Genomic DNA, 24,607 nt, shown 5'->3' on the forward strand with positions numbered 1-24,607 from the left:
CATTTGGTTTGTTGTATTAAATTCAAAGGAATACCGGCATAAGTGAAAATTATATTGGCAAAACACAATTTTGGGTTTACTGATTTTATAGTAAACGCTTTAGCAAGACTTTTATATAACCATACTGCTGTAATATGCAACAGCATGGCTTTATTTATGCCGTAAAATCCAACAGCTTTATAACTATTTATAAATGCTAATCATATTTATATTATTATCTTATATATTACCCCGCCTTGGCCACAGTGTAGCAAAATCCATCATATTATAAATTTTATAGTTTTCGATTTATTAAGCAGATATATCTTTTGATATTATTGTATATTCAATTAGTTAAAAGTTATTACCTCATAATTGAACATGTTGGCATATACATTGCTCTATATAAAATAAACATAAAAACAGAACTAACTAAATAAATTATATATAATAAAATACAAAGGAGAAAAACATGACCACTCAAAAAGAGAAAAGAAGCAGTCTGGGATATGGATCAACCTATAAAAAAGGTGATGCGAAAGATGCGAATCCAACCGAAATAAAAACCGTTTTGGGAGGACAAACCTGGAAGGTAAAACCTGATAAAAGTGCGCACACTTCCAATCCATGCATATGGATGCAGGCTGGCCTTGTGAAATATAAAGATTGCAATAATTTTTATGATTGCACTACTTGTAAATATGATTTGGGCATGAGCAAAAAAGTTGAAAAAGGAAACGGAATCAGCTGGCAGGATGCAATGAGAAAGAAACCTTATCTGAACAGGGTTTGCAGGCACAGCCTCACAAACAGGATTGAACAAAGGGCCTGCGCCTATGATTATCAATGTGCAAAATGCGATTTTGACCAGTTTTTTGAAGATGTCTGGACAACCAAAAACAAGACGGTACCCGGTGAGATCCAGCAAATTAAAGGTTTTGATGTTCCGGTAGGATATTATTTTCATAACGGACACACCTGGGCAAGAATTGAAAGCGGAGGATATATAAGAATCGGGCTGGATGATTTTTCTTTAAAATTATTAGGCAGGGCGGATGCACTTGAGCTTCCGCTAATTGGAAAAGAGTTTGACCAGGGAGCTGTTGGATGGGGATTAAGACGAAAAGATAACATGGCTGATGTTCTTTCTCCTGTTGACGGAGTAATAGTTGAAGTAAATGCCAATGTAAGGGAAAAACCCGAAATCGCCAATCATGAACCTTATGGAGATGGCTGGCTTTTTATGGTGCGTTCGCCGGATATCAAGGAAACCGTTAAAAAACTTATGGATGATACAGCCGGTCTTTCCTGGATTAGTGAAGAAGTAGTTGAACTTGAAAGGATGGTTGAAAAAGTTGCAGGACCACTTGCTGCTGATGGCGGTTATTTTATGGAAGACATATATGGAAATCTTCCGGGTCTTGACTGGAAGAATCTCACAAAAACTTTTCTTAAGACATGATTTAGGCAGATAACCACTATCTGTGGCGGCATATAAAATGCCGCCCTACGATAGAAGATTATTGGCAAAACCGTTTTACGGCAAATATAGTGTAGGGCGGGGTTTTACACCCCGCCTTTAGTTTCATAATTTGAAATTCCTTATACGATATTCTGCATTTAATTTTTATTAATAAATATTATCAAACCTGACAAAATAAGTTAATGTTTATGTACATCAGGGAACCTTGTTACAGTGAGGGTATAAATGGAATCTCTCCGATCAAAAAAAGAAAAGAAAAACCACTTTCCATGTGTCTGGATGCAGGCTGGAGTTGTACGCTCCAAGTATTGCAAAGCTTTTTATGATTGCGCGAATTGCCAGTTTGACAGAACCATGACTAATATGGCAGATGCAAACAGCAGTGTTTCAGAAGGTAGTAATACCAAAGGCAAAAAGGATAAAAAAATTATTTACTGGATGGATAAATTAAAAGAACTGCCTGTATCAAAAAGGCCATGCATACACCACATGAAAGGCCGGATGGATTTCAGAAGCTGCAGCCATGATTACAAGTGTATAAACTGCGAGTTCGACCAGTATTTCTTAGATCAGTATACTGTTCATGCCACAGTTAATCCTGTTGAAGTATTAAATATTCATGGATTCAGTATTCCTCAGGGATACTATCTGCATAAAGGGCATGCATGGGTTAAAATAGAAGAAGGAAAAACTGTGAGAATAGGTCTTGATGATTTTGCGCTTAAAGTTTTTGGCCCTCTTGAACACATTGAAGCGCCACTTATCGGAAAACAGATGAAGCAAAACAGCTCGCAGATTATCATAAAACGCGGTAATTTGACAGCTTCTTTGCTTTCACCTGTGAGCGGTGTTATTACCGATATAAATCCGAACATAAGAGAAGATGCAAAATCAGCCGGAAAAAACCCTTATACTGACGGATGGATTTTAAGGCTTCATTCTGAAGAATTAAAAGATGATATAAAAAATCTTTACATTGCCGATCAATCAGAAAAATTCATTGATAAAGAAGTAAATCTTCTATACAGCACTATCGAAAAATCCGGACATCTTTTAAATACCGACGGAGGATATCTTGCTGAAAATATTTACGGAAATATACCTCAGTTGGGCTGGGAGAGATTAACCCGGCTTTTTTTAAGAACTTAATTTTTTAATTCCATCTTCTAAAAGTATTTTACAGTATCTGCACAACTGATCCGATTTCCGGTCAACGTCATTTTCCGTCCGGCAATAATGCATTATGCATGAATGATCTTTGCAATGCAGAAGATTAAATGTATGACCAAGTTCATGGATCGCCTCTTTGACCATTCTTGCGGATAAAGAGATAGTGGCCCGCATTGTTGAAGTAAAATCTTTCAGCCGGTATGTTGAAACTATGCATGTCCTTCCTCCAAGCTGCGCTTCACCATAAACATGGGTAAGTATCGGAATGAATAAATCCACATTTGTTATTGCAAGAACTTTGAGTGCGTATTCAGGTGTGCAGCTTTCAAGCTTTCCAAGGATTGATGTGGAATTATGCTGGTTCCGGCCCGAATCAAGTGCAAAGCTTATATCTTCTATTAATGGCAGAATTATAGTCTGAAAACCGAATATGCCGGCTATACCCTTTTCAACAGACCCTATTATTTCTGCATCAATATTTCCGATTGGAGAAATGATGATTTTATATTCGCAATCTATCTTCAAGCTTTTAGACTAAGGCTTTTTTTATATTGTAGCGTTTGATTTTGCTGTATAGTGTTGACCTGTCAACACCTAATACTTTGGCCGTAGCGGAAATATTCCATTCGTTATCGGAAAGCATTCTGTTAATATGAGTTTTTTCGATTTCTTCGAGACTGTTTGCAGATGGAATACAGATTGCATCAGACCGGAAAATGGGCAAATCCTGAGGGATAATGGTTCTTTTTTTTGCTATGACCACAGATCGTTCTACAGCATTTTCAAGCTCTCTGACATTACCCGGCCAGTCATAAAGCATCATTTCATCCATTGCATCACGATTTATACGGTCAATTTGCTTGTTTGTTTCCTGTGTAAAACGATGGAGAAAATGATCGGCCAATAGCGGAATATCTTCCTTCCTTTCTCTTAATGAGGGCATTTTAAATGAAACAACATTCAACCGGTAATACAAATCTTCTCTGAATGTACCATTTGTGATAGCTTCCTGAAGAGTTCTGTTTGTGGCTGCAATAATCCTGAAATCCGTTTCAATCGGCTGAGTACCTCCAACCCTGTAAAATATCCGATCCTCAAGCACCCTTAACAGATCAATCTGCATTCGCATGCCTATTTCTCCGATTTCATCCAGAAAGAGTGTTCCTCCATGGGCCATCTCAAGACGGCCTTTTTTTGTAGTTTTAGCATCGGTAAATGCTCCTTTCTGGTATCCGAAAAGTTCGCTTTCCATCAGATTCTCGGGTATAGCACCGCAATTAACCACAACAAAAGGGCCTTGGCATCTCGGACTGTGTGTATGTATGGCTTTTGCAGCCAGACCTTTTCCGGTGCCGGTTTCACCTGTAATAAGCACCGTAGTATTTAAAGGAGCAACATTTTGTATAAGTTCGAATACTTCCTGCATTGCCATGGATTGACCTATCAGGCTTTCAAACCTTGTTGTCTCCTTGAATTGTTCTCTGAGATAAAGATTTTCCCTTGCCTGAGCCTGATTTTCCAGGATTTTTTCGATAAGAACTCCAAGCTCATGCGGATCAAAAGGTTTTAGAAGATAATCATATGCACCCTTTTTTATTGCTTCGATCGCGGTTTGTATGGAACCATATGCCGTAATCATAACAATGGCAACATCAGGGTCACTTCCTTTAACCGTTTCTAATACTTCAAGACCGCTTATTCCTTCCATTTTTATATCTACAAACAGTATATCAAAGCGGGTCTCTTTGATTTTATCAAGAGCTTCTTCCCCGCTTGCAGCAGTTTCAACCTCATGGCCGTCTCTTAGAAGCCATCCGGCCAAAGATTCTCTCATTATCAGCTCGTCATCAACAATAAGAAGCCGTGCTTTGCTCATCAATGAACCTCCACAGTTTAAGGGAGTAGTATATCCGTGGCTGGGCATTAAAGAATATACTCAGCCGAATATGTCAGTTAATAGAAGATTGTTTTTAATTAACGTTTTATTGGAAGATCAATTTTAAAAGTAGTACTTTTTCCTTCTTTGGAATTCACATTTATGGAACCTCCATGCTCCTGAATAATTCCATAAGCAAGGGAAAGGCCAAGCCCAACACCTTTACCCTGTTTTTTGGTAGTAAAAAAAGGCTCAAATATTTTAGTCAGATTTTCTTTTGTAATTCCTATACCCGTATCTTTAAATGTTGCTAAAATACTACCCTTTTTCGGGAAATGCTTTGTTTCAATAGTTAAAATACCCCCATCTTTAGATTCCATTGATTCAACAGCATTCGATATCAGATTCATGATAACCTGCTGGAGCTGATCTTCCGAGCCAATAATATCCGGTAAATTTGGATCAAGCTTGTTTTTGATTTTTACATTGTTTATTTTTATAAGGTTTGAATTTAAAAAAAGAGTTTGCTCGATAAGTTTGCTGAAACTTAACGGCTTTAATTCCATCTTGTTCTGTCTTGAAAAGGCAAGAAGGTAAGATACTATTCTGCTTGTCCGTCTTGTTTCTTTTTCCATAAGATTAAGATAACGCATAATCTCATCCATATCTTTATCACCAAAATGGTTTTCCTGAATCATGCGTTTTATAAGTATAGTAAGATTAAGGACCCCTGCTATGGGATTGTTGATTTCGTGAACTACCGAAGCGGAAAGCTTGCCTAAAGAAGCCATTTTGTCTTTATGGATTAATTTTTCATGAGTTTCCTTAAGTTGGCTTGTGCGTTCCTCGACCATTTTTTCAAGGCGCTTTGTAATCTCTTCCTGTTCTTCCTTGTGCTTCGTTATATCTCTGCTTATTTGGATAAATTTTATGATCTTTCCGTTTTTCCCCCAGACGGGATATACATTAACCTCAATATGACGGACTCTATTCTTACGGTCTATATGTGTTCTTATCTGTTGAACCGGTTTTTTGATACGTATAACTTCATCTAAAGGACATAACATCCCATTACTTGTGCATGCTGAAGAATCTTTTTGAAGAACTTCGTAACATTTGCGTCCGATAACTTCATTTCCCGAACGACCAATGCCCTTAAGCAGGGATTCGTTGGCATCAACAATTGTCATATCAGGCGTAATTACAGATATGAAATCCTGGATACCGTTTATAATGGTTTCCATGGCTTTATTCTGTTCTCTTAGTTTTCGTCCTTCATAATTTATTACCTTCCAGAAAATTTCAAACACATGATTCGAAAGGATGCGTATTCTGGGAGGTCTTGTTTTTAAAATGTCTTCAAGGATTTTCGGATCAGGGTTTAAAATTATTATCAGTTGTATGTTGTATGAGATATCATAAAGCTCATGATAGTCGGCAAGTGTAATAAGACCTTTATCCTTCGCAAACAACATGCCCGGACTTTGGGTGTCAGGATCCGCAACGGCAATAATGGGAGTATCCTGGACGCCTTGCTGTTTAAAATATAAAGTGGTTTTTTCAAGAATTTCCTTGCATAATTCACTTCCGCCTACAAGAGCTATATTGATAATGGGATGAGATGAATACGGCATCGTGAAGATAATCCTTATCTGTAGTTTATATTTTATCTAATATTTTTAGCATGCTGAAATATCAGATTCAAGATTAAAATAATGTATACTAAAAAGCTATTATTTTTGCTTGACTGGTTACAGGGTATCTTATATATTTTATTAAACCGCTCAAAAAACAATCAGATTCAGTTAATATATTCCTGATAACAAAATATCAATAGATACTAATCAGCTGGTACCGGAGTTTTATACCTTTATTCTTAGATAATAAGGAGCACCGCATGGCTGAAAGAGTTGTTGGATCTGTTATGGTTGTTGGGGGAGGTATTGCGGGAATGCAGTCCGCCCTCGATCTTGCTAGTTCCGGATATTATGTATATCTGCTTGAAAAATCATCCGCCATCGGCGGCCTCATGTCGCAGCTTGACAAGACTTTTCCCACAAATGACTGTGCGATGTGAGTTATCTCTCCTAAACTGGTCGAGGTCGGCCGGCATTTAAACATTGAACTTCTTATGAATTCAGAACTCCTTACACTTGAGGGAGAACAGGGAAATTTTCTTGCAACTGTAAAACAAAATCCTCGCTTTATAGATATTTCAAAATGTACAGGCTGCGGAGAATGTGCAAAGGTTTGTCCTGTAATTCTATCTAATGAATATGATGAAAACCTTTCAAAAAACAGAGCTGTTTATAAGCAATACGCACAGGCTATTCCCGGAGCATATTCCATACAGAAAAGCGATAAGGCTCCGTGCAGACTGGCTTGCCCGGCAGGGCTCAATGTCCAGGGTTATGTACAGATGGTCGGCCAGGGCAAATATAAAGAGGCTCTCCGGATAATCATGGAGGATCTGCCTTTGCCCGGTGTTCTTGGAAGAATATGCCCGCATGGATGTGAAGACGCCTGCCGCAGGTGCGATGTGGATAATCCTGTTGCAATACGCAGCCTTAAACGTCTTGCCGCGGATAAATTCGATCCGAGACAAATCGAGATCAAAACGCTTCCCGAAAGAAATGAAAAGGTCGCCATCATAGGATCAGGTCCGGCAGGACTTTCTGCCGCATATCATCTTGCGCGAAAAGGAGTGCTTTCAACCCTTTATGAAGCTCTTCCCAAAGCAGGAGGAATGTTAAGGGTCGGCATACCGGAGCACAGACTTCCAAGAGATGTCCTTGATAATGAAATAGAAGTAATAACAAATCTTGGCGTTGAAATTAAAACCAACACAGCTCTTGGTTCTGATCTGACAATTGATGATCTTTTTGCACAAGGTTACAAATCGGTTTATATTGCAATCGGCGCACACAAGGGTCTTGATCTTGGCGTACCCGGAGAAAAAGCCAAAGGAGTCCGTCAGGGCGTTGATTTCCTAAGAGAAGTTAATCTAACCGGAAAATCCGAAGTTGGCAAAAAAGTTGCGATAATAGGCGGCGGCAATGTGGCCATAGATGTTGCAAGGTGCGCCGTAAGGCTTGGAGCCGAAAAGGTTAATATAATCTACAGAAGAACCCGCGCCGAGATGCCTGCATGGGAAGAAGAGATTCATGCAGCTGAAACCGAAGGAGCCGAAATAACCTATCTTGCCGCACCCCAGGAAGTTTTGACTTCAGACGGCAAGGTTGTCGGTTTACGCTGTATCCGTATGGAACTAGGAGAACCGGACAACAGCGGCAGGCGAAGTCCAATACCGATTGAAGGATCGGAGTTTATTGTATATACTGATAATGTTATAATGGCTATAGGTCAAGGAGTTGATAAGGCAAATCTGCCGACAAAGCTTGAACTCAGCCGAAAGGGGACTATTTCTGTTGATGCGGTTACTTTTAAGACAAATCTTCCCGGAATATTTGCGGGAGGTGATGCTGCTTCAGGTGCGGCCACAGCCATTAAAGCTATTGCAGCAGGCAAAGAAGCTGCAGAATCTATATTGAGATATTTAGACGGGATAGATATGGCCGAAGGCCGTGAGACTGCTAAAAACGAAGCTCCTGTATACAGACCTGTTCCGGAAGACGAAACTATAAAGACAAGGGCTGTAATGTCTGAGCTTTCTGTAGAAGAGCGGGCCGGTAATTTTAAGGAGGTTGAGCTTGGCTATAATGAAGAAGACGGAAAAGCTGAAGCCGGAAGATGTCTTAACTGCGGTTATTGCTGCGAGTGTTTTCAGTGCGTAGAGGCCTGTCTTGCAAATGCTGTTAACCACAGCCAGAAAGCTGAAGAAAAACAAATAGAGGTTGGTTCGGTAATACTTTGTCCGGGAACCGATATTTATGATCCTTTGCCTCTTGATGAGTTGTATCATTACAAGACAAATCCCAATGTAATAACAAGTCTTGAATTTGAAAGAATATTAAGCGCATCAGGCCCGACTATGGGGCATCTTGTGAGGCTCTCTGATAACAAAGAGCCTGAAAAAATTGCATGGTTGCAGTGTATCGGTTCAAGAGATAACAATAAATGCGGGAATGGTTACTGCTCGTCTGTGTGCTGTATGTATGCAGTAAAAGAAGCTATGATTGCAAAGGAGCATTCTCACATAAATCTTGATTGCGCAGTATTTTATATGGATATGCGCACCTTTGGAAAAGATTATGAAAAGTATTACAACAAGGCAAAAGATAAAGACGGAGTACGTTTTATCAGGGCGCGTATTCATACTATGGAGGAAGTAAAAGAAAGCCAAAATATCATTATAAGATATGCAGATGAATCAGGCATGATGCATGAAGAAGAATTTGATATGGTCGTGCTGTCCGTAGGCCTTAAGATTCCCCAGTCGACGATAGACATGGCAAAGCGCTTAAATATTGATCTGGATAAGTATGGCTTTGCCCAAAGCAAGCCGTTTACGCCTGTTGAAACATCAAGACCGGGAGTTTATGCCTGCGGAATTTTTCAGGGTCCAAAGGATATCCCAGGTTCCGTTATTGAAGCCAGCGCTGCTGCCTGTGCCGCAGGCAGCAGGCTGGATGCGGCAAGAGGCACAAGAACAAAAACCATACAGATACCTGATGAAATTGATTTAACAGGCAAAGAGCCCAGAACGGGCGTATTCGTTTGCAATTGCGGCATAAATATTGCCGGTGTAGTTGATGTAAATGAAGTAGCCGAATATGCTTTAACACTTCCGAATGTGGTTTTTACGGGAAACAATCTTTTTACCTGTTCCCAGGATTCCCAGGACAGAATGAAAGAAATCATAAAAAAGAAAAATCTAAACAGAGTTGTTGTTGCAGCATGTACTCCAAAAACCCATGAAGGAATTTTCATGGATACTTTGCAAGCTTGCGGCTTGAATAAATATCTTTTTGAAATGGCGAATATACGCAATCAGGATTCATGGACTCATTCAAATGATCCTGTAAAGGCTACCCAAAAGGCAAAAAATCTTGTCAAAATGGCGGTTGCCAGAGCGGCAACTCTTAATCCTCTTTGTGAAAAGAAAATCCCTGTTAATAAAAGGGCTCTTGTTATAGGCGGAGGAATTTCGGGCATGGTTGCAGCGCTCGGCCTTGCTGATCAGGGTTTTGAAACTGTGATTATTGAAAAAGAACTTAAGCTCGGAGGTATGGCGAATAAGCTTACCGCAACCATTGAAGGAGAAAAAATAGGCCCGTACCTTTCAGATCTTATAAAAAAAGTATCCGGTCACCCCAAAATTCAGGTTTTAACCCAATCTCTTATAGTCGGGTTCACAGGGTTTAAGGGAAATTTTACCACAGAAGTAATTGTGGGCCCTGGCATGTATGAAAGAAAAATTGACCATGGTGTTGTGATTCTTGCTACCGGAGCAAATGAATATACTCCCACCGAGTTTTTATACGGACAGGATGAAAGAGTGATGACACAGGTAGAACTTGCTGGCCAGCTTGAAAACAAAAGTAATGCCGATAGCATTGACAGCATAGTAATGATTCAGTGTGTGGGATCAAGAAATGATGAGAATCCAAACTGCTCAAGGATTTGCTGCCAGAGCGCGATCAAAAATGCACTTCATATCAAAGATATTAATCCTGATGCCGATATTTATATTCTGTACAGAGATATCAGAATGTACGGACTTCTTGAGGATTATTACACGGAAGCAAGGCGAAAAGGTGTCCTCTTCTTCCGCTACAGCCTTGATGAGATGCCTGAAGTTGAGTCAACGGAAGAAGGGCTTATGGTAACGTTCAGAGACTCTATTATTGGCCGCCGTCTTAAAGTTTCTGCAGATATTCTTGCCTTAAGTGCCGGGATGAGACCCACGGATATCTCTGAATTATCTTCCATTGTAAAACTTGCTCTTAATGCCGAAGGCTATCTTCTGGAGGCGCATGTTAAGCTTAAGCCTGTAGATATGGCTACTGAAGGAATTTTTATTTGCGGAACGGCTCACAGTCCTAAATTGCTTACAGAGTCAATTTCTCAGGCATTGGCTGCCGCTTCCAGAGCAACAACATTTCTTTCTCAGGATCAATTGACCCTATCTGCCGTTACCGCCTATGTTGAAGCAGAAAAATGTGCATCATGTCTTATATGCGTCAGATCTTGTCCTTATGGTGTACCAAAAATCAATGCTGAAGGAGTGAGTGAAATTGATGTTGCTCTTTGTCACGGATGCGGAGTGTGTGCGGCCGAATGTCCGGCAAAGGCAATAGAATTGAACTGGTATGAGGATGATCAGATATTGAGCAAGGTTGAAGCTTTGCTGGAAGGAGTAATATGAATCAGGATTTTGAACCCATAATAATTGCTTTTTGCTGCAATTACTGAGGGTATACTGCTGCGGACCTGGCAGGTTCCATGAGATTAAACTATCCTACCAATATCAAAATTATAAGAGTTCCATGTACCGGCAAAGTCGATATTATTCATATCCTGAGGGCTTTTGAAAAAGGAGCTGACGGAGTATATGCGGTAGGCTGCATGGAAGGTGAATGCCATTACAACAGCGGAAATTTGAGAGCAAGAAAGAGAATCGAACAGGCTCAAAAGATTTTAGATGTAATAGGAGTAGGAGGAGAAAGGGTTCAGATGAGAAATCTTTCTTCTGCTGAAGGTCCAAGATTTGCACAGTACGCAGTTGAGATGGATGAGCTTATCAGAAAACTTGGCCCGAATCCGATTAAAATTGCCGCTAAAAATAAAGCGGCGTAAAAGTCCTTATATTATGTGAGCATAATACTACTATTTAATTCCGGGAACTCACAGTGCAGAAAACTGATTATCTTTACCATCATAATATAAATAAAAGAAAGGGCGCGACATATGATTGTAGCTGATAAAAAGCCGATTGAAGAAATTATCGAGGATCTGAAAAACTACAGCAAAATTCTGATACTGGGTTGCAATGAATGCGTCACAGTCTGTGAGGCCGGCGGCAAAAAGGAGGTTGGGATTCTGGCTTCTGCACTTAGGATGTATTTTTTAAATAAAGGCAAAGAAATAAAAATAGATGAGATAACCCCGGAACGTCAATGTGATCACGAATATCTTGAAGAAATTCGTGACAGCGTGGACAAATATGATGCGGTTTTATCTCTGGCATGCGGTGTTGGAGTGCAGTTTGTGGCTGAAAAATACCAGAGCGTTCCTGTGCATCCGGGTGTTAATACCTGTTTTCTTGGTGTTACCGAAAAACGCGGTCTCTGGACCGAAAGATGTCAGGCCTGCGGGAAATGTATGCTTTCAAAAACTGCCGGTATATGTCCTGTATCAAGATGTGCAAAGAGGCTTTTAAATGGTCCCTGCGGCGGATCAACAAAGGGTAAGTGCGAAATAAGCAAGGATCTTGACTGCGCCTGGCAGTTGATAGTCGACCGTTTAAAAGCGCTTGGCAGAATTGATGATTTTGAAATTATTATTCCTTTGAAAGACTGGTCTGCCGACAGAGCCGGAGGACCCCGGAAAGTTGCAAGGGAGGATGTGCAGTTATGAATTGCAAAACGCCAAGTAAACTTGAAAAGATTCTTGCAGCAGGCCATTTTGCGGTTACCTCGGAATGCGGTCCTCCGCGTGGCAGCGATATCAGTCATATAGAACATAAAGCAAACCTTATTAAAAACCATGTGGATGCTATAAATATCACAGACAATCAGACTTCAGTTACCCGCCTTTGCAGCCTTGCGGCATGTATAAAATTAAAATTGATGGGGCTTGAACCTGTTCTCCAGATGGTAACCAGGGACAGAAACAGAATTGCGATACAAAGCGATATACTGGGTGCGGCTTCCTTTGATATTTTTAATCTTCTTTGCCTTTCAGGAGATCATCAGAGTTTTGGAGATTGTGCCCAGGGCCAGAATGTGCATGACCTTGATTCAATGCAGCTTATTCAGACAGCAAGGCATATGCGCGATGAAGGAAAATTTTTAGGAGGAGCTGATATAGAGCGTCCGCCGAAAATGTTTGTCGGAGCTGCTGCCAATCCTTTTGCCGATCCATTTGAAATAAGAGTTCCGCGCCTTGCAAAAAAAATTGCTGCCGGTGTTGAATTTATCCAGACACAGTGCATCTATAATCTTGACAAGTTTGAGCTGTGGATGAAGATGGCCCGCGATAGAGGTCTGCATGAGAAAGTCTATATTCTTGCAGGGCTTACCCCTTTAAAATCAGCGGGCATGGCAAAATATATGAAAAACAGGGTACCCGGAATGGATGTTCCTGATGAAGTTGTAAAAAGAATGTCCGACACTCCAAAAGATAAACAACCTGATGAAGGAATAAAGATATGTATTGAGTCGATTCAGCGTTTAAAAGAGGTTGAAGGTGTTAAGGGTTTTCATATAATGGCTATTGAATGGGAAGAAAAGGTTCCTGAAATAGTAGAAAGCGCCGGTCTTTATCCAAGACCTGCAGTAGATTAATGTATCCACAATATTTGTTTGCTTACTTTTTACGACGGTATCAAAAGATTGATTTCTATTATTTATTAAATTATAATATAATTAATCTAAAAGATCGGTTTTCTAGTCAACATACATTTTCAGCGGCAATCTGATGAATTTACTGTAAACTTAAAAAGGAGGTGCTATGAACGGTAAGAAGAGAATCCTTGTGGTGGATGATGAACCCGATTTTTCCATGATTTTAAAAAAGTATCTGGAAAAAGAAGGCTTTGATGTTGAACTTGCTTATGATGGAGCTGAAGGTCTTGCCAAAGTTAAAACTAATCCTCCCGATGCAATTGTCCTTGATGTAATGATGCCTGAAATGGATGGGTATGAAGTATGCTCAAAATTAAAAAAGGATAAACAGTATTCCGATATTCCGATTGTTCTTTTAACTGCGGTTGCTTCACATGTTACCTCAACACGTTATTCCCATTATGACGGAATGAGCATGGAAGCCGATGATTATATGCCAAAACCTGCATCGGCAGAACAGATTACCGAAAGCATAAAAAGGCTTCTTAATCTTTAATGGATTTTAAAAATGCCCGTGTAGTAAAAAGCTTATCAGACCGGGGGTGGATAAGCCCCGGTCTAGGGTTTTTATGCTCTTTTGGTTTTATTTATGGTTAATACGAACAATTCAAATTATTATAGTGTTACTTGCAAATATTTTTTGAAATTACGATAATTTATCTTGACATTTGCATGCTGGCGTTGTATTTTGCGACAAATCAGTAAAGATTTGCACAGTTTTGCAAATCGGTTTCGAACGAAAGGCTTGTTCCATGTTGTCAAAGTGGCGACCTGAAGTGGGGACCTTGATTGTACTTTTTGAAAGGAGGAAAACACTATGGCAAATGGAACTGTAAAATGGTTTAATGATCGTAAAGGATTCGGCTTCATTGAACAGGAAAATGGCAATGATGTATTCGTTCATCATTCAGCTATCAATTCAAACGGATTTAAATCGCTTTCTGAAGGCGACCGTGTTACTTTTGATGTCGTAAATGGCCCCAAAGGGCCCGGCGCAGCAAACGTGACAAAGCTGTAATCAGATCATAATAGTTAAAAAAAGCATTCACGCTGATAAGGCAGGGGTGCTTTTTTGCATTCTGCGGTTCGCATACGCAACCTCACACAAATGGAACCGATTTATGATAATTGCTGTAACAGCTGTTTTTTTTCTTGAATATTCTGTGTCCATAAATATATAAACTGCAATAACGGATAAAGCACCAAACCCTCTTCTTATTAGATATACTGAGCAATAATAAAGGTAAGAATCAATGAAACCTTCATTTTCAATAGTTGGATGCGGAAGAGTGGGCACTGCTCTTGCTAAATTCCTTGCCGAAGCCGGCTATACCCCGGCTGGTTTTGCCAGCAAAAGCCTCTCATCAGCAAAAAGAACAGCCTTATTGATCGGCAGCACAAATTTCACAGATGTTTTATGGGAAGCAACCAAAGCAGACATTGTATTTATTACAACTCCTGATGGTGCAATTGAAGAAGTTTGCAGCAGTATAGCAAACAATAAAGGTTTTAGCCGGGAATCCATTGTTCTTCACTGCAGCGGAGCATTGACATCCAATGTGCTTTTATCAGCTAAAGTCTGCGGCGCAAGCATAGGATCCATGCATCCCTTACAGAGTTTTGCATCAACCGGCGAATATGGCATCAATCCTTTCTCCGGCATTGTAACATCTGTTGAAGGCGACAAAAAAGCAGTCGATGCGGCAAGTATAATTGTTAAGGATCTTGGTTCTGTTTGTATCTCCATAAAAACAGATGCAAAAATTCTTTATCATGCTTCAGCAGTAGTTGCATCAAATTACCTTGTTACTTTACTTGACCTTTCTTTAAACCTGATAGGCCAGGCAGGAGTGCCGGCAAAAGAAGCATTTATGGGTTTAAAACCGCTGATACAAGGCACTCTTTCAAATATAGAAAAAATGGGCATAGATGATGCCTTAACCGGACCGATTGCAAGAGGCGATATCCAAACAATTGAAAATCATTTGTCTGAAATCGGTTCTAAGACGCCAAACCTTCTGCCTCTTTACAAAATACTGGGGCTTCATACCATTGAGATAGCAAAAGCAAAAAAAACTCTTACTGATTCTGCAGCAAAAAGACTAAAAGAACTTTTTGGAGACTAACTATATCAAAAACAGGAAAGCAATTTGGATATCAAATGCCAACTGAAACGTTTTGAAAGTGGCTCAGATTATTATTTTCATCTTTTCCCTTCAAGCGCCTTGCGAATTTTGCCGGCCAGATCCATTGGCGAAAAAGGTTTCTGCATGAAGTAAACTCCCCCTCGTCCAGAACACCATGATTCGCTATCACGCCGGCTGTATAGCCGGACATAAAGAGGCATTTTATCGCGGGCCTGATGTCGTGAATGCATTCAAAAAGATCCCTGCCATTCATTGCTGGCATGATCACGTCTGTTATAAGCAGGTGGATGTCTCCGGGATGAGTCTTGGCCAGGGAGATCGCCTTGTCCGGCATGGAGGCAGCTAAAACGGTGTATCCCAGGCGTTCGAGCATCCTCTTGGTCATTTTCGGCAATACGCGGATCACGGTTCTGCATACGCATTGCCCAATTGTAGCGAAGCGAATTGTTCCAGCTCAGCTTTAAGTCAAGTGAACCGGGCAGATGGAGAAAGCATCGGCCTCAAGTACTGAAAGAAATATCATAAACATGAGGCCCCAGGCAACAACGATTGTGCAGTGTTTCATGGAATAACCTCCTTAAACTAATAGTCAGCTTCTTTGTCATCTTAGGATGGAATGGTGGTATGCATAATCAATTCGTGCCCTGCAACAGCCAGTTTTAAAGTTGTTTATTTATTTAACTTTATCATGTCGTCCGTTGAAGGTTAACGCCGGAAATTAAACGCGGGAAACGCACCGGTGTTTGCTACGTATCATTACTCATTATAGACTTATTATAGAAAATTAACTTGGCTGACCGATTCTTTCTGTTCAATCATGGATGTGATTTTTTTTTGCAGTGCCTGGTCTCTGACAGGTTCAATCCTGGACACAAAAAAACCGTCTGAGTTTTTTTTATATTTCCAGTCGATGATGAAACCGGGTACAATGGCATAGGATAAATTTCCGGAACCGCAGCAAGAGTTGTAGGTTACGCAGTAACCCGATAAGTAGAGAATCTCACGGTCACAGAAAGGATGACAGGTTTCCTCCGTCAGGACATAGTAGCCCCCAATGGCGCTGAATTCCTCATTTAAATCGGTGTGAACATAGTCTTTTGATACGGATTGCCGTTTCATATCAACTCCTTAATGACTAAAATAATAAACAAAACATTGGCCAAAAGCAAGAATATCTTCGTGAAAAGTCAGGTTAATCGTATTTATATTTATTTACGGCGATTCATTCTAACAGATGTTTTTCCAACAGCGCACGATATAGTGTTTCTGTTTTACCGAATGCCCCTAACTTCAGGGCTATATTCTTAAAGAGCTTTTTCACACTTACTTCTTTTATGCCCATGATCTTTGCGATTTGTTTGTTTGTATAGCCAATAGGCAAGTATTCAAGAGCCTCTATCTCCCTATTTGTTAATTGTTTAAGCATGGAAAAGTCAATCGTACTGTTTTTGGATTTTATCTTAATCAAAAGATAAAGTCTTTTGTCCGGAGTTAATATCACATAGGCCTGGCATAATATCATTTTCCCTGGCAGGTTTCGTCTGAGAAACCATGGTCCGGTATTCGGCTCAATATAACCACGGGGTGCTATTGTTGTATTAATCCATTGAATAAACTCTCCGGGAAGCTTTGCGTAATTAGTTTCATCAAAAACTTCGGAAAGTATTTTAAGGGTAACTGCAGGAATTTCAACAGGCTTGAGTCTTTTATCAAAAACAAGGGGCTTTATGGACTCACCAGCCATCAGGTACTCAATGCCTGCGCGCATGAAATCGTTTTGGAGATATAAGAAAAGCGTATTTGAGATAGAGACAAATAGTGAACTCAGGCAGCTGAAAAATATTTTATCCTCCTGGGTAAAAGAATCTTTTTTATCGGCGCGATAAAATCCGTATGCATGAAATTGCTTGCGATTTTTGAAACCCATTAAGCCCATAAAATGATTTGTTCCGGTATGCTTTTTAGCAAAATCCAGGCTGTAACATTGTTCCTCGATGGTTGGGTCAATTACATCCTGGTTGATAAGAAATTCCCCCGGATTCAATTTTTGAATGCAGGCCCCAAAATAATCGTAAGGTCCGACCTGTGAATAAATCTCGTTCCAGTCAAATGACAGATTTGGATTGGTAAGCGTTATCATTTCTTTTTCTGAAGATGAATTGCTATACATTGCAATCCAGTCAAGCGGTATATGTTTTGATATTATTGATTCAATTACTTGTGGAAATTCGTGGAAATTCTGAATCTGCTTTGTGGCTGAACTTATTTCAATTATTGCTTTAGCAGATTTATGTGATATTTTCCTGTTCATCCAATCTCCCGTAACACGAATGTTTTCCGGATTTAGTAATACTTAGTTTAATGGTCGGGGCGGGAAAAGAGCGAAAATCCTTCATTTTGTTCCCTTAGCCATGCTCTGGCCGGACGAATAACGATAGTTCGGAAGCAAGTTTAATATACTATAATCAATTCCAAGCTATAAGGCAAATATTAGTAAAAAAAATACCCTTTTTAGGGTGAGTAAAATAAAAAAATAAGCACAAACAAAAAGAAATATTATATAATTTATCAGTTTCATCAAGTAATTTATTTCTGAACCGTATGGTGAATTGCCAGCATACAAAGCGTTGCCTGGTTTATTCATGCAGTACTTTCGTTATTTCAAGCTTGAATGGTAACGCAGTTTGTTTTATCATAAGCTTTACCTCAGCCTGGACACATAGATTTAATCCTTCTGGTCCGGACCTGCCTGAATACAGTCTTTTTGATCAGATATGGGTAAGCCAGGCTCTTGCCGGACGATTTGCTAACCCGACAATTGATCGACGCACCAAACATAAAGGAGACGGCAGTGATCACGATCCTGCCTGGATTGATATTGATCTTTAACAGCAGATGGATAATTATCCGTAAATGTCGCGGGTATAAAAGCGGCTGACCGGATCTTTGAATTTTTCCCCACATTATTTTCCCAAAAAACAGGAGGACAAAACCTTGAAAGAAAAGAAAAATAATTTACGCATTCTGAGTGCCGTGGTACTGGTAAACCTAATTGCTTGCTTCTTTGTTCCGGTCTTTGGGACTCTGAGCCAGGCTGCCGGGCAGGGGGTTTCTCAGGTAGTGATTCAAACTAATTTTGGAAATATTGAAATTGAACTGGCTTCTGAAAAAGCTCCAAATACAGTAAAAAACTTTCTCCAATATGTTAATAGTAATTTTTATAGCGGTACTGTTTTTCATAGAGTTATCAAAGGCTTCATGATTCAGGGCGGCGGCTTCACAAAAGACATGGTACAGAAGAAAACACTTGCTCCTATAGCGATAGAATCAAATAATGGCCTTCAAAATGTCAGGGGAACAATTGCCATGGCAAGAACAGGTGACCCAAATTCAGCGTCCAGCCAGTTTTTTATTAATACCAAGGATAATGATTTCTTGAACTATTCCTCCCCGACTGCACGGGGGTATGGTTATACAGTTTTTGGGAAAGTTATCAAAGGAATGGATGTTGTTGACAAGATAGAAAGTGTCGAGATCTCATCCAAGGGATTTATGGGCGATGTACCTGTTAATCCGGTAATTATAGAAAAAATTTCTGTGAAATAGTGTTTTAACATAAAATTAAACGCATTTTACCCGGCAGGAAACAGCCACACCTGTTTTTTACGGAAGGTCATTTGTAATCAGGTTCATTACAATATAAATTGATTCCGGCCAGCATTGGTATTTATTAAATTATACCTTCAACATAGTTGACATATGCTCTTTGAATCTTTACGTTTGCTATCGAATTTTTCATACAGTCATCACCGTTTATAAGCACGGGTATATAATTTGGAGATAATCCCTTCAGGAGGTTATTTTGCGGCTCTCTTTTCTCTTCGATCAGGACATTGATATCGGTTCCTACGGCTTTTTTGTAAAAGCCGGCTTTTTTTAAACTTCCGAGTTTACGCAGAATTGCGCATCTTGACTTTACAATATCGGCCGGAACTCTTCCGGCCATATTTGCAGCAAGTGTATTTTTACGGGGTGAAAATGGAAAAACATGAAGATAAGTTACCGGCAGATCGTTAATCAGAGAATATGTATTTTGAAAAGCTTCATCCGTTTCTCCGGGAAACCCTGCAAGAATATCCACTCCTATTGCAGCATCCGGCATATGATTGTTTATGTTAAGTATAAGGTCTTTGAAAAATTCACTGGTATATGGCCTTCGCATTTTTTTCAGTATCTCATTATCCCCGCTTTGAAGCGGAATATGAAAATGAGGGCATATTATGTCTGATTTTGCTGCAAGGCTGATAATTTCAGGAACAAGTTCATTCGGTTCTATCGAGCTTATGCGGATACGATCAATTATATCTAAAGAGTCTAATAAGTTAAGTAATGACAATAAGGATGTTTTCGGAGAAAGATCCAGGCCGTATTTTCCGATGTGAATTCCTGATAAAACAACTTCTCTGTGTCCTGCTTTTTTAATATTTTTTATGCTTTCAATAACAGTTTCAAACGGCATACTTCGGCTTTTCCCGCGTGCGTAAGGAACTATGCAATAAGTGCAGAAAGCTTCGCAGCCATCCTGGATTTTTAAAAAAGCCCTTGTTCTGTTTTCGGAATGAAGAGCAGGAAGCCGCATAAATCCATTTTCATCAAATAACTCATCATTACAGGGCATTGGATTGCCATCTGAAAAACAGTTATTTGCCAGGGATAATATTTTATGTTTTTCCTTTTGCCCTATTATATGATGAACCCCGTTTATCTTTTTTAATTCATCAGACTCGGTTTCGGCATAACAGCCGGTTACAATAATTTTTGCTTCAGGATTTAATCGGATCGCCTTTCTTATGGCCTGTCTTGACTGCATTGATGCTTTTGCGGTTACGGTACATGTATTGATGATGCAGACATCAGCTCCAGTTCCGTCTTCTGCTGATAACCATCCTGATAAAACAAGATGTTTTGAAATGGATTCGGATTCGCACTGATTTACTTTACATCCGAGAGTTGTGCTAATAAACTTAGGCATTTTCGATAAAGCCTCCGCCTATAACTTCATCCCCTATATAAAAAACGGCGCATTGTCCGGGAGTTACTGCAGACTGAGGGCTTTCAAATTCTATTGTTGCACAATTGCCCGGTTCAGGAAAGAGAACGGATGGAACCTCTTTATTGCGATATCTTATGCGGGTGCAGACTTTAAGCTCAGTTGTGTATGATTTTGCTATCCAGTTTATGTTTGCTGCTTTGCAATGCTTTGTTAAAAGATCGTTTTTTGATCCGACCACAACACTATTGGCATCGGCATCTATGCTGATCACATAATAGGGTTCCGGGGCAGGGCAGTTGATTCCACGCCTCTGACCAACAGTAAACTGATGAATCCCTTTGTGGTTTCCTATTCGTTTCCCGTTTATATCAACAATTATGCCATCATTGGGGCTAAATCCGGTTTCCCGTATAAGAAAATCTGCGTAGTCATTGTCTTTGATAAAGCATATATCCTGACTTTCTTTCTGAACAGCAGGATGCAGACCTTTTTCTTCCGATAGCCTGATTACTTCTTTTTTGGTAAACCCGTATAAAGGAAAAATAGCGCATGAAAGTTGTTTCTGAGAAAGCATTGAAAGAAAATAAGACTGGTCTTTTTTTGTGTCTGCGCCTTTAAGAAGATGAAACATGCCGTCCCTGCCGGTCATTTTTCCTGCATAGTGTCCTGTTGCAAGAAAAGTGCATCCTATCTTTTTGGCAAACTCAAGAACCACTCCAAATTTTATTGACTGGTTACAAATTATGCAGGGATTGGGAGTTTTTCCGGCTTTATAAGTTTGTGTGAAATAGTTTATGACAATTTGTTTAAATTGAGTGCGGCAGTCAAAAAATTCAATATTAATTTCAATCTGTTTTGCAAGCTGAGTTATTTTCTGAAGTTCAGGATTATTTTTGCCTGAATCCTGAACTTTGCCGTGTTCATAACCGGTTATAAAATGTATTCCTGTAACGTCATAACCTTGATTTTTAAGAAGATAAGCTGCAACAAGCGAATCTACTCCGCCGCTTAAGGCAATGGCAATTTTTTCTTTCATTTAAAATAAGTTATTATTTACAGGTCGGATTTTCATTGCACGAGGCGGGCAGGCCGGAACGCAGAGTTCACAGACACTGCATTTGCTTTGATCAAAAACCACAGTCATTTCCGGGCGCTGAATTGAAAGAGCACCGGTAGGGCACACTGCCGTGCATGCACCACAGTGAGTGCATTTATCATTATCACGCTTAACTTCCTGGGAAGCGTTTTGAACGCTTACTCCCTGATTTTTCAGGTATTGGACTCCCTCATTAAAGTTTTTCCTTGTACCGAAAAGCTCAAGAACCATGATTCCTTCTTTTTTAGGCAGGATGGTTGCGTTTAAGATATTAAACATAAGATCATAGTTTTTTACAAGAGAGCACACTAAGGGTTTTTGCACTTCCGTTTCAGGAAATCTGAGAATCAGTATTCTCGAATACACTTTTAATCCTCCGGTATATGATTTTATTTTTTTTTGATATTACCGTTTCTGTAGGTAATGTCAAGAGCGGCGACAGTTCATATCATGTTGAACCGTTTAATGCGATGATTTCTGAGCCCCTATATTAACCATCTTTGCGAGTGATTTTGCAAGGGAATGAAGGGCCGATTCATCAGGCAAGGTGAAGGTCATTTTTAATTGACCGTTCTCATCCCTGTTCATACAACCTGCCAGATATTTTTCAAAAGTCCCGGTCATTTGATTGATTTCTTCCGTATCTTCCTGTTTTGGAAACATCTCGTCGATAAAATTAAAGGCTGCGCTAAGGAGCTGTCCGCCTGCATTTTCAATTCGTTGTTTTTTTGCAAGCATTTGTGCTTCATCTTCAACTTGCGCAAGCATGCTTTTATCTTCAGGTTCAACAGGCTTTTTACCTATAAGGATCTCCAGTCGTCTTTTAAGTTCATCCATGCCGCTCGCCAGATCAATGGATGCATCCTCAGAGTTCGGATCAAGCGCCGCAAGGAAAAGGGCATGCTTGGAGGACAGGGTTTCCAGCAAACTTTCTTCCAGAGTATCTTTTGTTACCATAAGAAATACCTGGACCGGTCTTTTCTGACCCATTCTATGCGCTCTGCCGATACGCTGCTCCAGGACTGCGGGATTCCAGGGCAGATCCACATTAATAACCGTATCAGCTGCTTGAAGATTCAGCCCAGTTGATCCTGCATTTGTGGATATGAATACCTTGCACTCAGGGTCTTTTTGAAACCGGTTTATCAAACTCAGCCTCATTTTTTGAGGAACAGAGCCATCCAGCCGCACATAATCCAGCTTATGTTTTTCCAATACCGGCTCGATAAGGTTGAGCATTGTGGTCCACTCTGAAAATAAAATAATCTTGCGATCTTTTTCAGCCTTGAGATTTTCCAAAAGCATGTCGATCTCTTCCAGCTTACTGGAATAACCCGGAGGTTGTTTGTCCACCAGAAATGTGCTGTTGGCGGCCATCCTGCAAATCAATAATGCCTTTTGTAAACGCAAAAGATCCATCTCCGAGATATATCTTTTGGAAAGGATCTGACTCACTATGCGTTTGTTTTGATTATGAACAATCAGTTGCTCTTCGGTGGGGGTTATCCGTATTATTTCAGTGGTTCGGGGCGGCAGTTCCTTTATGACTTCGGCACGTGTGCGCCGTATAAGTACCGGTTTGAGCGCTTTTCTCAGGTTGTCCAGATTTTTGTAGCCAAGCAGTTTTCCTTTTTCATCGGTGACTCGATAGGTATTGTAAAACCGAAAGGCCGGCCCCAGATGCCGGTCATCAATAAATTCAACTATGGAAAAGAGTTCTTCGAGTCTATTTTCGAGCGGTGTTCCCGTAAGAACCAATGCAAAGGGGGATTTTAACGCCTTTACGACCTGGCTGGTCTTAGTCTCCCAGTTTTTGATTCTCTGGCCTTCATCAAGAATAATCAGGTCCCACTTTATTTTCTCAATGTTTTGAATATCCCTGAGAACCTGTTCATAGTTGCAGACTGTATAGAATGAATGGCTGTCATATTGAGCTGCCCTTTCCTCAGCATTTCCTATGATAAGCCGGCAGGATCGGTCGGTAAAGCGCTCTATTTCCAATCGCCACTGTGACTTTAAGGACGTGGGACAAATGATCAGAACCTTGGCTATATTGGCGTCCTGAGCCAGCAATTCAGCTACCCCGACTCCCTGGATGGTTTTCCCCAGACCCATATCATCGGCAATAACGGCTCTTCCCAGTCCAACGGCAAATGCAATGCCGTCAAGCTGATAAGGGAGCAATTCCGTTTTCAGAAGACTTTTTCGCAACGGATGCCTTGCAGGGTCTTTGCGGATGCCTTCCACTTTGAGCTTGACCTGCTCACAATAGAGCATCCGGCTGATGAATTCTTCTGCATCCGGGTAGATAATCACGTCATGTCCTTCTTTTTCAAGGATGTTGACCTGTTTCAGCAATTTATGGACATCTTTAATGGGCCGGTTTATAAACGGGCGGACGGTTTCCGTGGATTTACTGTCAAGGCTTTCAGGTATCAGGAGTCGTAGTTCCAAATCCGTGCCGTAACGCAGATATACGCAAATATTTTTTATTTGAAATGGAGTTTCCCGAATGTTTTTCCTGAATCGTTTGCGCACATTATTTATCACGTGCAGAATATGTTTGCATGTTCCAAGGGTGTTTTTACGAAAATCCGGACATGTGCAATATGATTCGCCCCTTTCCCATCCCCGCAAAGCAACTCTATAGGACTTGCCGGAAGCAAGGTTTGTGACGGAATAGTCGGTCCACAACTCGTTTTTTCCAAATGGCTGAATCCGCATCTTTTGGGTATTGGCCCGCTCTATTCTGTCTTTTAATTCCTGTTCCACCAGTTCCTGCTCACTCAGGCTCTCAATGGGAACACGCTCCGGCGGTGGCGCAGAAAGCCCGAGCGCCAGCTTTTCTTCAAGGATAAGAGACAGGGCTGCGCCTTTATGGTTGCATGCAGTGTTGCATACGCTGCACACACAATTGAGTTCTTTTTCTTTCATTGGATCCAGACTGATGGTGACAACAGCCTCTTCCATATCCAGTTGAAAAAAGTCCCGGTTTAAAATGACTTGATCCTCGAGGCTGATTTCGAACTGGCCTCCGGTCCTGATAAATTTTTCTCCTTCAGGCCCTAATAGTTTGCATGCCTGCTTGTATGACAAATGGGAGAGTATGTCTTTTATATCCAACATGTTGTGCGCTCCTTAATATCCAGTGATTGTGTAACAAGCTTATCTTGAAAATGATTGGAATCAGATCGAAAGATGGGATATTTTTTAGCTGGGCTTAATGAAAACATCAACTAAAAAAACATAAATTTCTCTCCGGGAAACAGGTCTGC

The 24,607-nt window shown here is 40.3% G+C and carries 21 protein-coding genes; 11 read left to right on the plus strand and 10 right to left on the minus strand.

Annotated features, from left to right (window positions below; all coding sequences use genetic code 11):
• The first annotated feature begins 451 nt into the window (after window positions 1–451).
• Entirely contained in the window at window positions 452–1,441 is a 990-nt protein-coding gene (locus VXK47_RS08150) for a glycine cleavage system protein H (protein WP_435548278.1), read from the plus strand.
• A gap of 246 nt (window positions 1,442–1,687) precedes the next feature.
• Window positions 1,688–2,611 (plus strand): hypothetical protein, encoded by a 924-nt coding sequence (locus tag VXK47_RS08155; protein WP_435548279.1) that lies wholly within the window; start codon window positions 1,688–1,690, stop codon window positions 2,609–2,611.
• Here VXK47_RS08155 and VXK47_RS08160 read toward each other — a convergent pair.
• The 3 genes from VXK47_RS08160 to VXK47_RS08170 form a co-directional block, all read right to left on the minus strand.
• Window positions 2,600–3,157, minus strand: a complete 558-nt coding sequence (locus VXK47_RS08160; protein WP_435548280.1) for an archaemetzincin — start codon at window positions 3,155–3,157, stop codon at window positions 2,600–2,602. The two genes, VXK47_RS08155 and VXK47_RS08160, sit on opposite strands and share 12 nt — an antisense overlap.
• A gap of 4 nt (window positions 3,158–3,161) precedes the next feature.
• Window positions 3,162–4,508, minus strand: a complete 1,347-nt coding sequence (locus VXK47_RS08165) for a sigma-54-dependent transcriptional regulator (RefSeq protein ID WP_435548281.1) — start codon at window positions 4,506–4,508, stop codon at window positions 3,162–3,164.
• Window positions 4,509–4,606: 98 nt separating this feature from the next.
• Window positions 4,607–6,142, minus strand: coding sequence for a PAS domain-containing sensor histidine kinase (locus VXK47_RS08170; protein ID WP_435548282.1), 1,536 nt, complete (start codon window positions 6,140–6,142; stop codon window positions 4,607–4,609).
• 263 nt (window positions 6,143–6,405) lie between these two features.
• On the opposite strand from VXK47_RS08170, the gene VXK47_RS08175 reads away from it, so the two are divergent.
• From VXK47_RS08175 to VXK47_RS08205, 7 genes are all read left to right on the plus strand, one after another.
• Window positions 6,406–10,836 (plus strand): NAD(P)-binding protein, encoded by a 4,431-nt coding sequence (locus tag VXK47_RS08175; protein ID WP_435548283.1) that lies wholly within the window; start codon window positions 6,406–6,408, stop codon window positions 10,834–10,836.
• A complete protein-coding gene (locus VXK47_RS08180; protein ID WP_435548284.1) occupies window positions 10,833–11,267 on the plus strand; it encodes a hydrogenase iron-sulfur subunit in 435 nt (144 codons plus the stop codon). The genes VXK47_RS08175 and VXK47_RS08180 overlap by 4 nt, the downstream gene beginning before the upstream one ends.
• 111 nt (window positions 11,268–11,378) lie before the next feature.
• On the plus strand, window positions 11,379–12,047 hold the full coding sequence (locus VXK47_RS08185) for a methylenetetrahydrofolate reductase C-terminal domain-containing protein (RefSeq protein WP_435548285.1): 669 nt from the start codon (window positions 11,379–11,381) through the stop codon (window positions 12,045–12,047).
• A complete protein-coding gene (locus VXK47_RS08190; RefSeq protein WP_435548286.1) occupies window positions 12,044–12,976 on the plus strand; it encodes a methylenetetrahydrofolate reductase in 933 nt (310 codons plus the stop codon). The genes VXK47_RS08185 and VXK47_RS08190 overlap by 4 nt, the downstream gene beginning before the upstream one ends.
• A gap of 166 nt (window positions 12,977–13,142) precedes the next feature.
• Window positions 13,143–13,532 (plus strand): response regulator transcription factor, encoded by a 390-nt coding sequence (locus VXK47_RS08195; protein WP_435548287.1) that lies wholly within the window; start codon window positions 13,143–13,145, stop codon window positions 13,530–13,532.
• A 321-nt stretch (window positions 13,533–13,853) separates the two neighbouring features.
• On the plus strand, window positions 13,854–14,054 hold the full coding sequence (locus VXK47_RS08200; protein WP_435548288.1) for a cold shock domain-containing protein: 201 nt from the start codon (window positions 13,854–13,856) through the stop codon (window positions 14,052–14,054).
• A gap of 235 nt (window positions 14,055–14,289) precedes the next feature.
• A complete protein-coding gene (locus VXK47_RS08205; protein ID WP_435548289.1) occupies window positions 14,290–15,162 on the plus strand; it encodes a Rossmann-like and DUF2520 domain-containing protein in 873 nt (290 codons plus the stop codon).
• A 31-nt stretch (window positions 15,163–15,193) separates the two neighbouring features.
• Here the strand turns inward: VXK47_RS08205 and VXK47_RS08210 are convergent, their stop codons facing one another.
• The 3 genes from VXK47_RS08210 to VXK47_RS08220 all read right to left on the minus strand — a co-directional run bounded on the left by VXK47_RS08210 (window position 15,194) and on the right by VXK47_RS08220 (window position 17,494).
• Window positions 15,194–15,589 (minus strand): response regulator, encoded by a 396-nt coding sequence (locus VXK47_RS08210; RefSeq protein ID WP_435548290.1) that lies wholly within the window; start codon window positions 15,587–15,589, stop codon window positions 15,194–15,196.
• Window positions 15,590–15,957: 368 nt separating this feature from the next.
• Window positions 15,958–16,302 (minus strand): hypothetical protein, encoded by a 345-nt coding sequence (locus VXK47_RS08215; RefSeq protein ID WP_435548291.1) that lies wholly within the window; start codon window positions 16,300–16,302, stop codon window positions 15,958–15,960.
• A gap of 103 nt (window positions 16,303–16,405) precedes the next feature.
• Window positions 16,406–17,494, minus strand: a complete 1,089-nt coding sequence (locus tag VXK47_RS08220; RefSeq protein ID WP_435548292.1) for a helix-turn-helix transcriptional regulator — start codon at window positions 17,492–17,494, stop codon at window positions 16,406–16,408.
• 290 nt (window positions 17,495–17,784) lie between these two features.
• Here VXK47_RS08220 and VXK47_RS08225 point away from each other — a divergent pair, with 290 nt between their 5' ends.
• Window positions 17,785–18,072, plus strand: a complete 288-nt coding sequence (locus VXK47_RS08225) for a hypothetical protein (RefSeq protein WP_435548293.1) — start codon at window positions 17,785–17,787, stop codon at window positions 18,070–18,072.
• A 105-nt stretch (window positions 18,073–18,177) separates the two neighbouring features.
• Window positions 18,178–18,789 (plus strand): peptidylprolyl isomerase, encoded by a 612-nt coding sequence (locus tag VXK47_RS08230; RefSeq protein WP_435548294.1) that lies wholly within the window; start codon window positions 18,178–18,180, stop codon window positions 18,787–18,789.
• 124 nt (window positions 18,790–18,913) lie between these two features.
• Here the strand turns inward: VXK47_RS08230 and mtaB are convergent, their stop codons facing one another.
• The 4 genes from mtaB to VXK47_RS08250 form a co-directional block, all read right to left on the minus strand.
• The gene (gene mtaB, locus VXK47_RS08235; protein ID WP_435548295.1) at window positions 18,914–20,215 is read right to left on the minus strand and encodes a MiaB/RimO family radical SAM methylthiotransferase; all 1,302 of its coding nucleotides are present in this window, start codon (window positions 20,213–20,215) and stop codon (window positions 18,914–18,916) included.
• Window positions 20,208–21,272 (minus strand): MnmA/TRMU family protein, encoded by a 1,065-nt coding sequence (gene mnmA, locus VXK47_RS08240; protein WP_435548296.1) that lies wholly within the window; start codon window positions 21,270–21,272, stop codon window positions 20,208–20,210. Before mnmA ends, mtaB begins: the two co-directional genes overlap by 8 nt.
• Window positions 21,273–21,698, minus strand: a complete 426-nt coding sequence (locus VXK47_RS08245) for an NIL domain-containing protein (protein WP_435548297.1) — start codon at window positions 21,696–21,698, stop codon at window positions 21,273–21,275. It lies immediately after the preceding gene.
• 96 nt (window positions 21,699–21,794) lie between these two features.
• Entirely contained in the window at window positions 21,795–24,458 is a 2,664-nt protein-coding gene (locus VXK47_RS08250) for a DEAD/DEAH box helicase (protein ID WP_435548298.1), read from the minus strand.
• Between the last annotated feature and the right edge of the window lie 149 nt (window positions 24,459–24,607).

The organism is Desulfobacterium sp. N47, assembly GCF_051233685.1.
Classification (GTDB): domain Bacteria; phylum Desulfobacterota; class Desulfobacteria; order Desulfobacterales; family RPRI01; genus RPRI01.

What these genes read in the sequence shown, in the direction of transcription:
- VXK47_RS08150 (WP_435548278.1), top strand. Translation starts at nt 452, where the DNA reads ATGACCACTCAAAAAGAGAAAAGAAGCAGTCTGGGATATGGATCAACC.
- VXK47_RS08170 (WP_435548282.1), bottom strand. Translation starts at nt 6,142, where the DNA reads ATGCCGTATTCATCTCATCCCATTATCAATATAGCTCTTGTAGGCGGA.
- VXK47_RS08155 (WP_435548279.1), top strand. Translation starts at nt 1,688, where the DNA reads ATGGAATCTCTCCGATCAAAAAAAGAAAAGAAAAACCACTTTCCATGT.
- VXK47_RS08195 (WP_435548287.1), top strand. Translation starts at nt 13,143, where the DNA reads ATGAACGGTAAGAAGAGAATCCTTGTGGTGGATGATGAACCCGATTTT.
- VXK47_RS08215 (WP_435548291.1), bottom strand. Translation starts at nt 16,302, where the DNA reads ATGAAACGGCAATCCGTATCAAAAGACTATGTTCACACCGATTTAAAT.
- VXK47_RS08165 (WP_435548281.1), bottom strand. Translation starts at nt 4,508, where the DNA reads ATGAGCAAAGCACGGCTTCTTATTGTTGATGACGAGCTGATAATGAGA.
- VXK47_RS08250 (WP_435548298.1), bottom strand. Translation starts at nt 24,458, where the DNA reads ATGTTGGATATAAAAGACATACTCTCCCATTTGTCATACAAGCAGGCA.
- VXK47_RS08185 (WP_435548285.1), top strand. Translation starts at nt 11,379, where the DNA reads ATGATTGTAGCTGATAAAAAGCCGATTGAAGAAATTATCGAGGATCTG.
- VXK47_RS08205 (WP_435548289.1), top strand. Translation starts at nt 14,290, where the DNA reads ATGAAACCTTCATTTTCAATAGTTGGATGCGGAAGAGTGGGCACTGCT.
- VXK47_RS08200 (WP_435548288.1), top strand. Translation starts at nt 13,854, where the DNA reads ATGGCAAATGGAACTGTAAAATGGTTTAATGATCGTAAAGGATTCGGC.
- VXK47_RS08190 (WP_435548286.1), top strand. Translation starts at nt 12,044, where the DNA reads ATGAATTGCAAAACGCCAAGTAAACTTGAAAAGATTCTTGCAGCAGGC.
- VXK47_RS08220 (WP_435548292.1), bottom strand. Translation starts at nt 17,494, where the DNA reads ATGAACAGGAAAATATCACATAAATCTGCTAAAGCAATAATTGAAATA.
- mnmA (WP_435548296.1), bottom strand. Translation starts at nt 21,272, where the DNA reads ATGAAAGAAAAAATTGCCATTGCCTTAAGCGGCGGAGTAGATTCGCTT.
- mtaB (WP_435548295.1), bottom strand. Translation starts at nt 20,215, where the DNA reads ATGCCTAAGTTTATTAGCACAACTCTCGGATGTAAAGTAAATCAGTGC.
- VXK47_RS08225 (WP_435548293.1), top strand. Translation starts at nt 17,785, where the DNA reads ATGGTGAATTGCCAGCATACAAAGCGTTGCCTGGTTTATTCATGCAGT.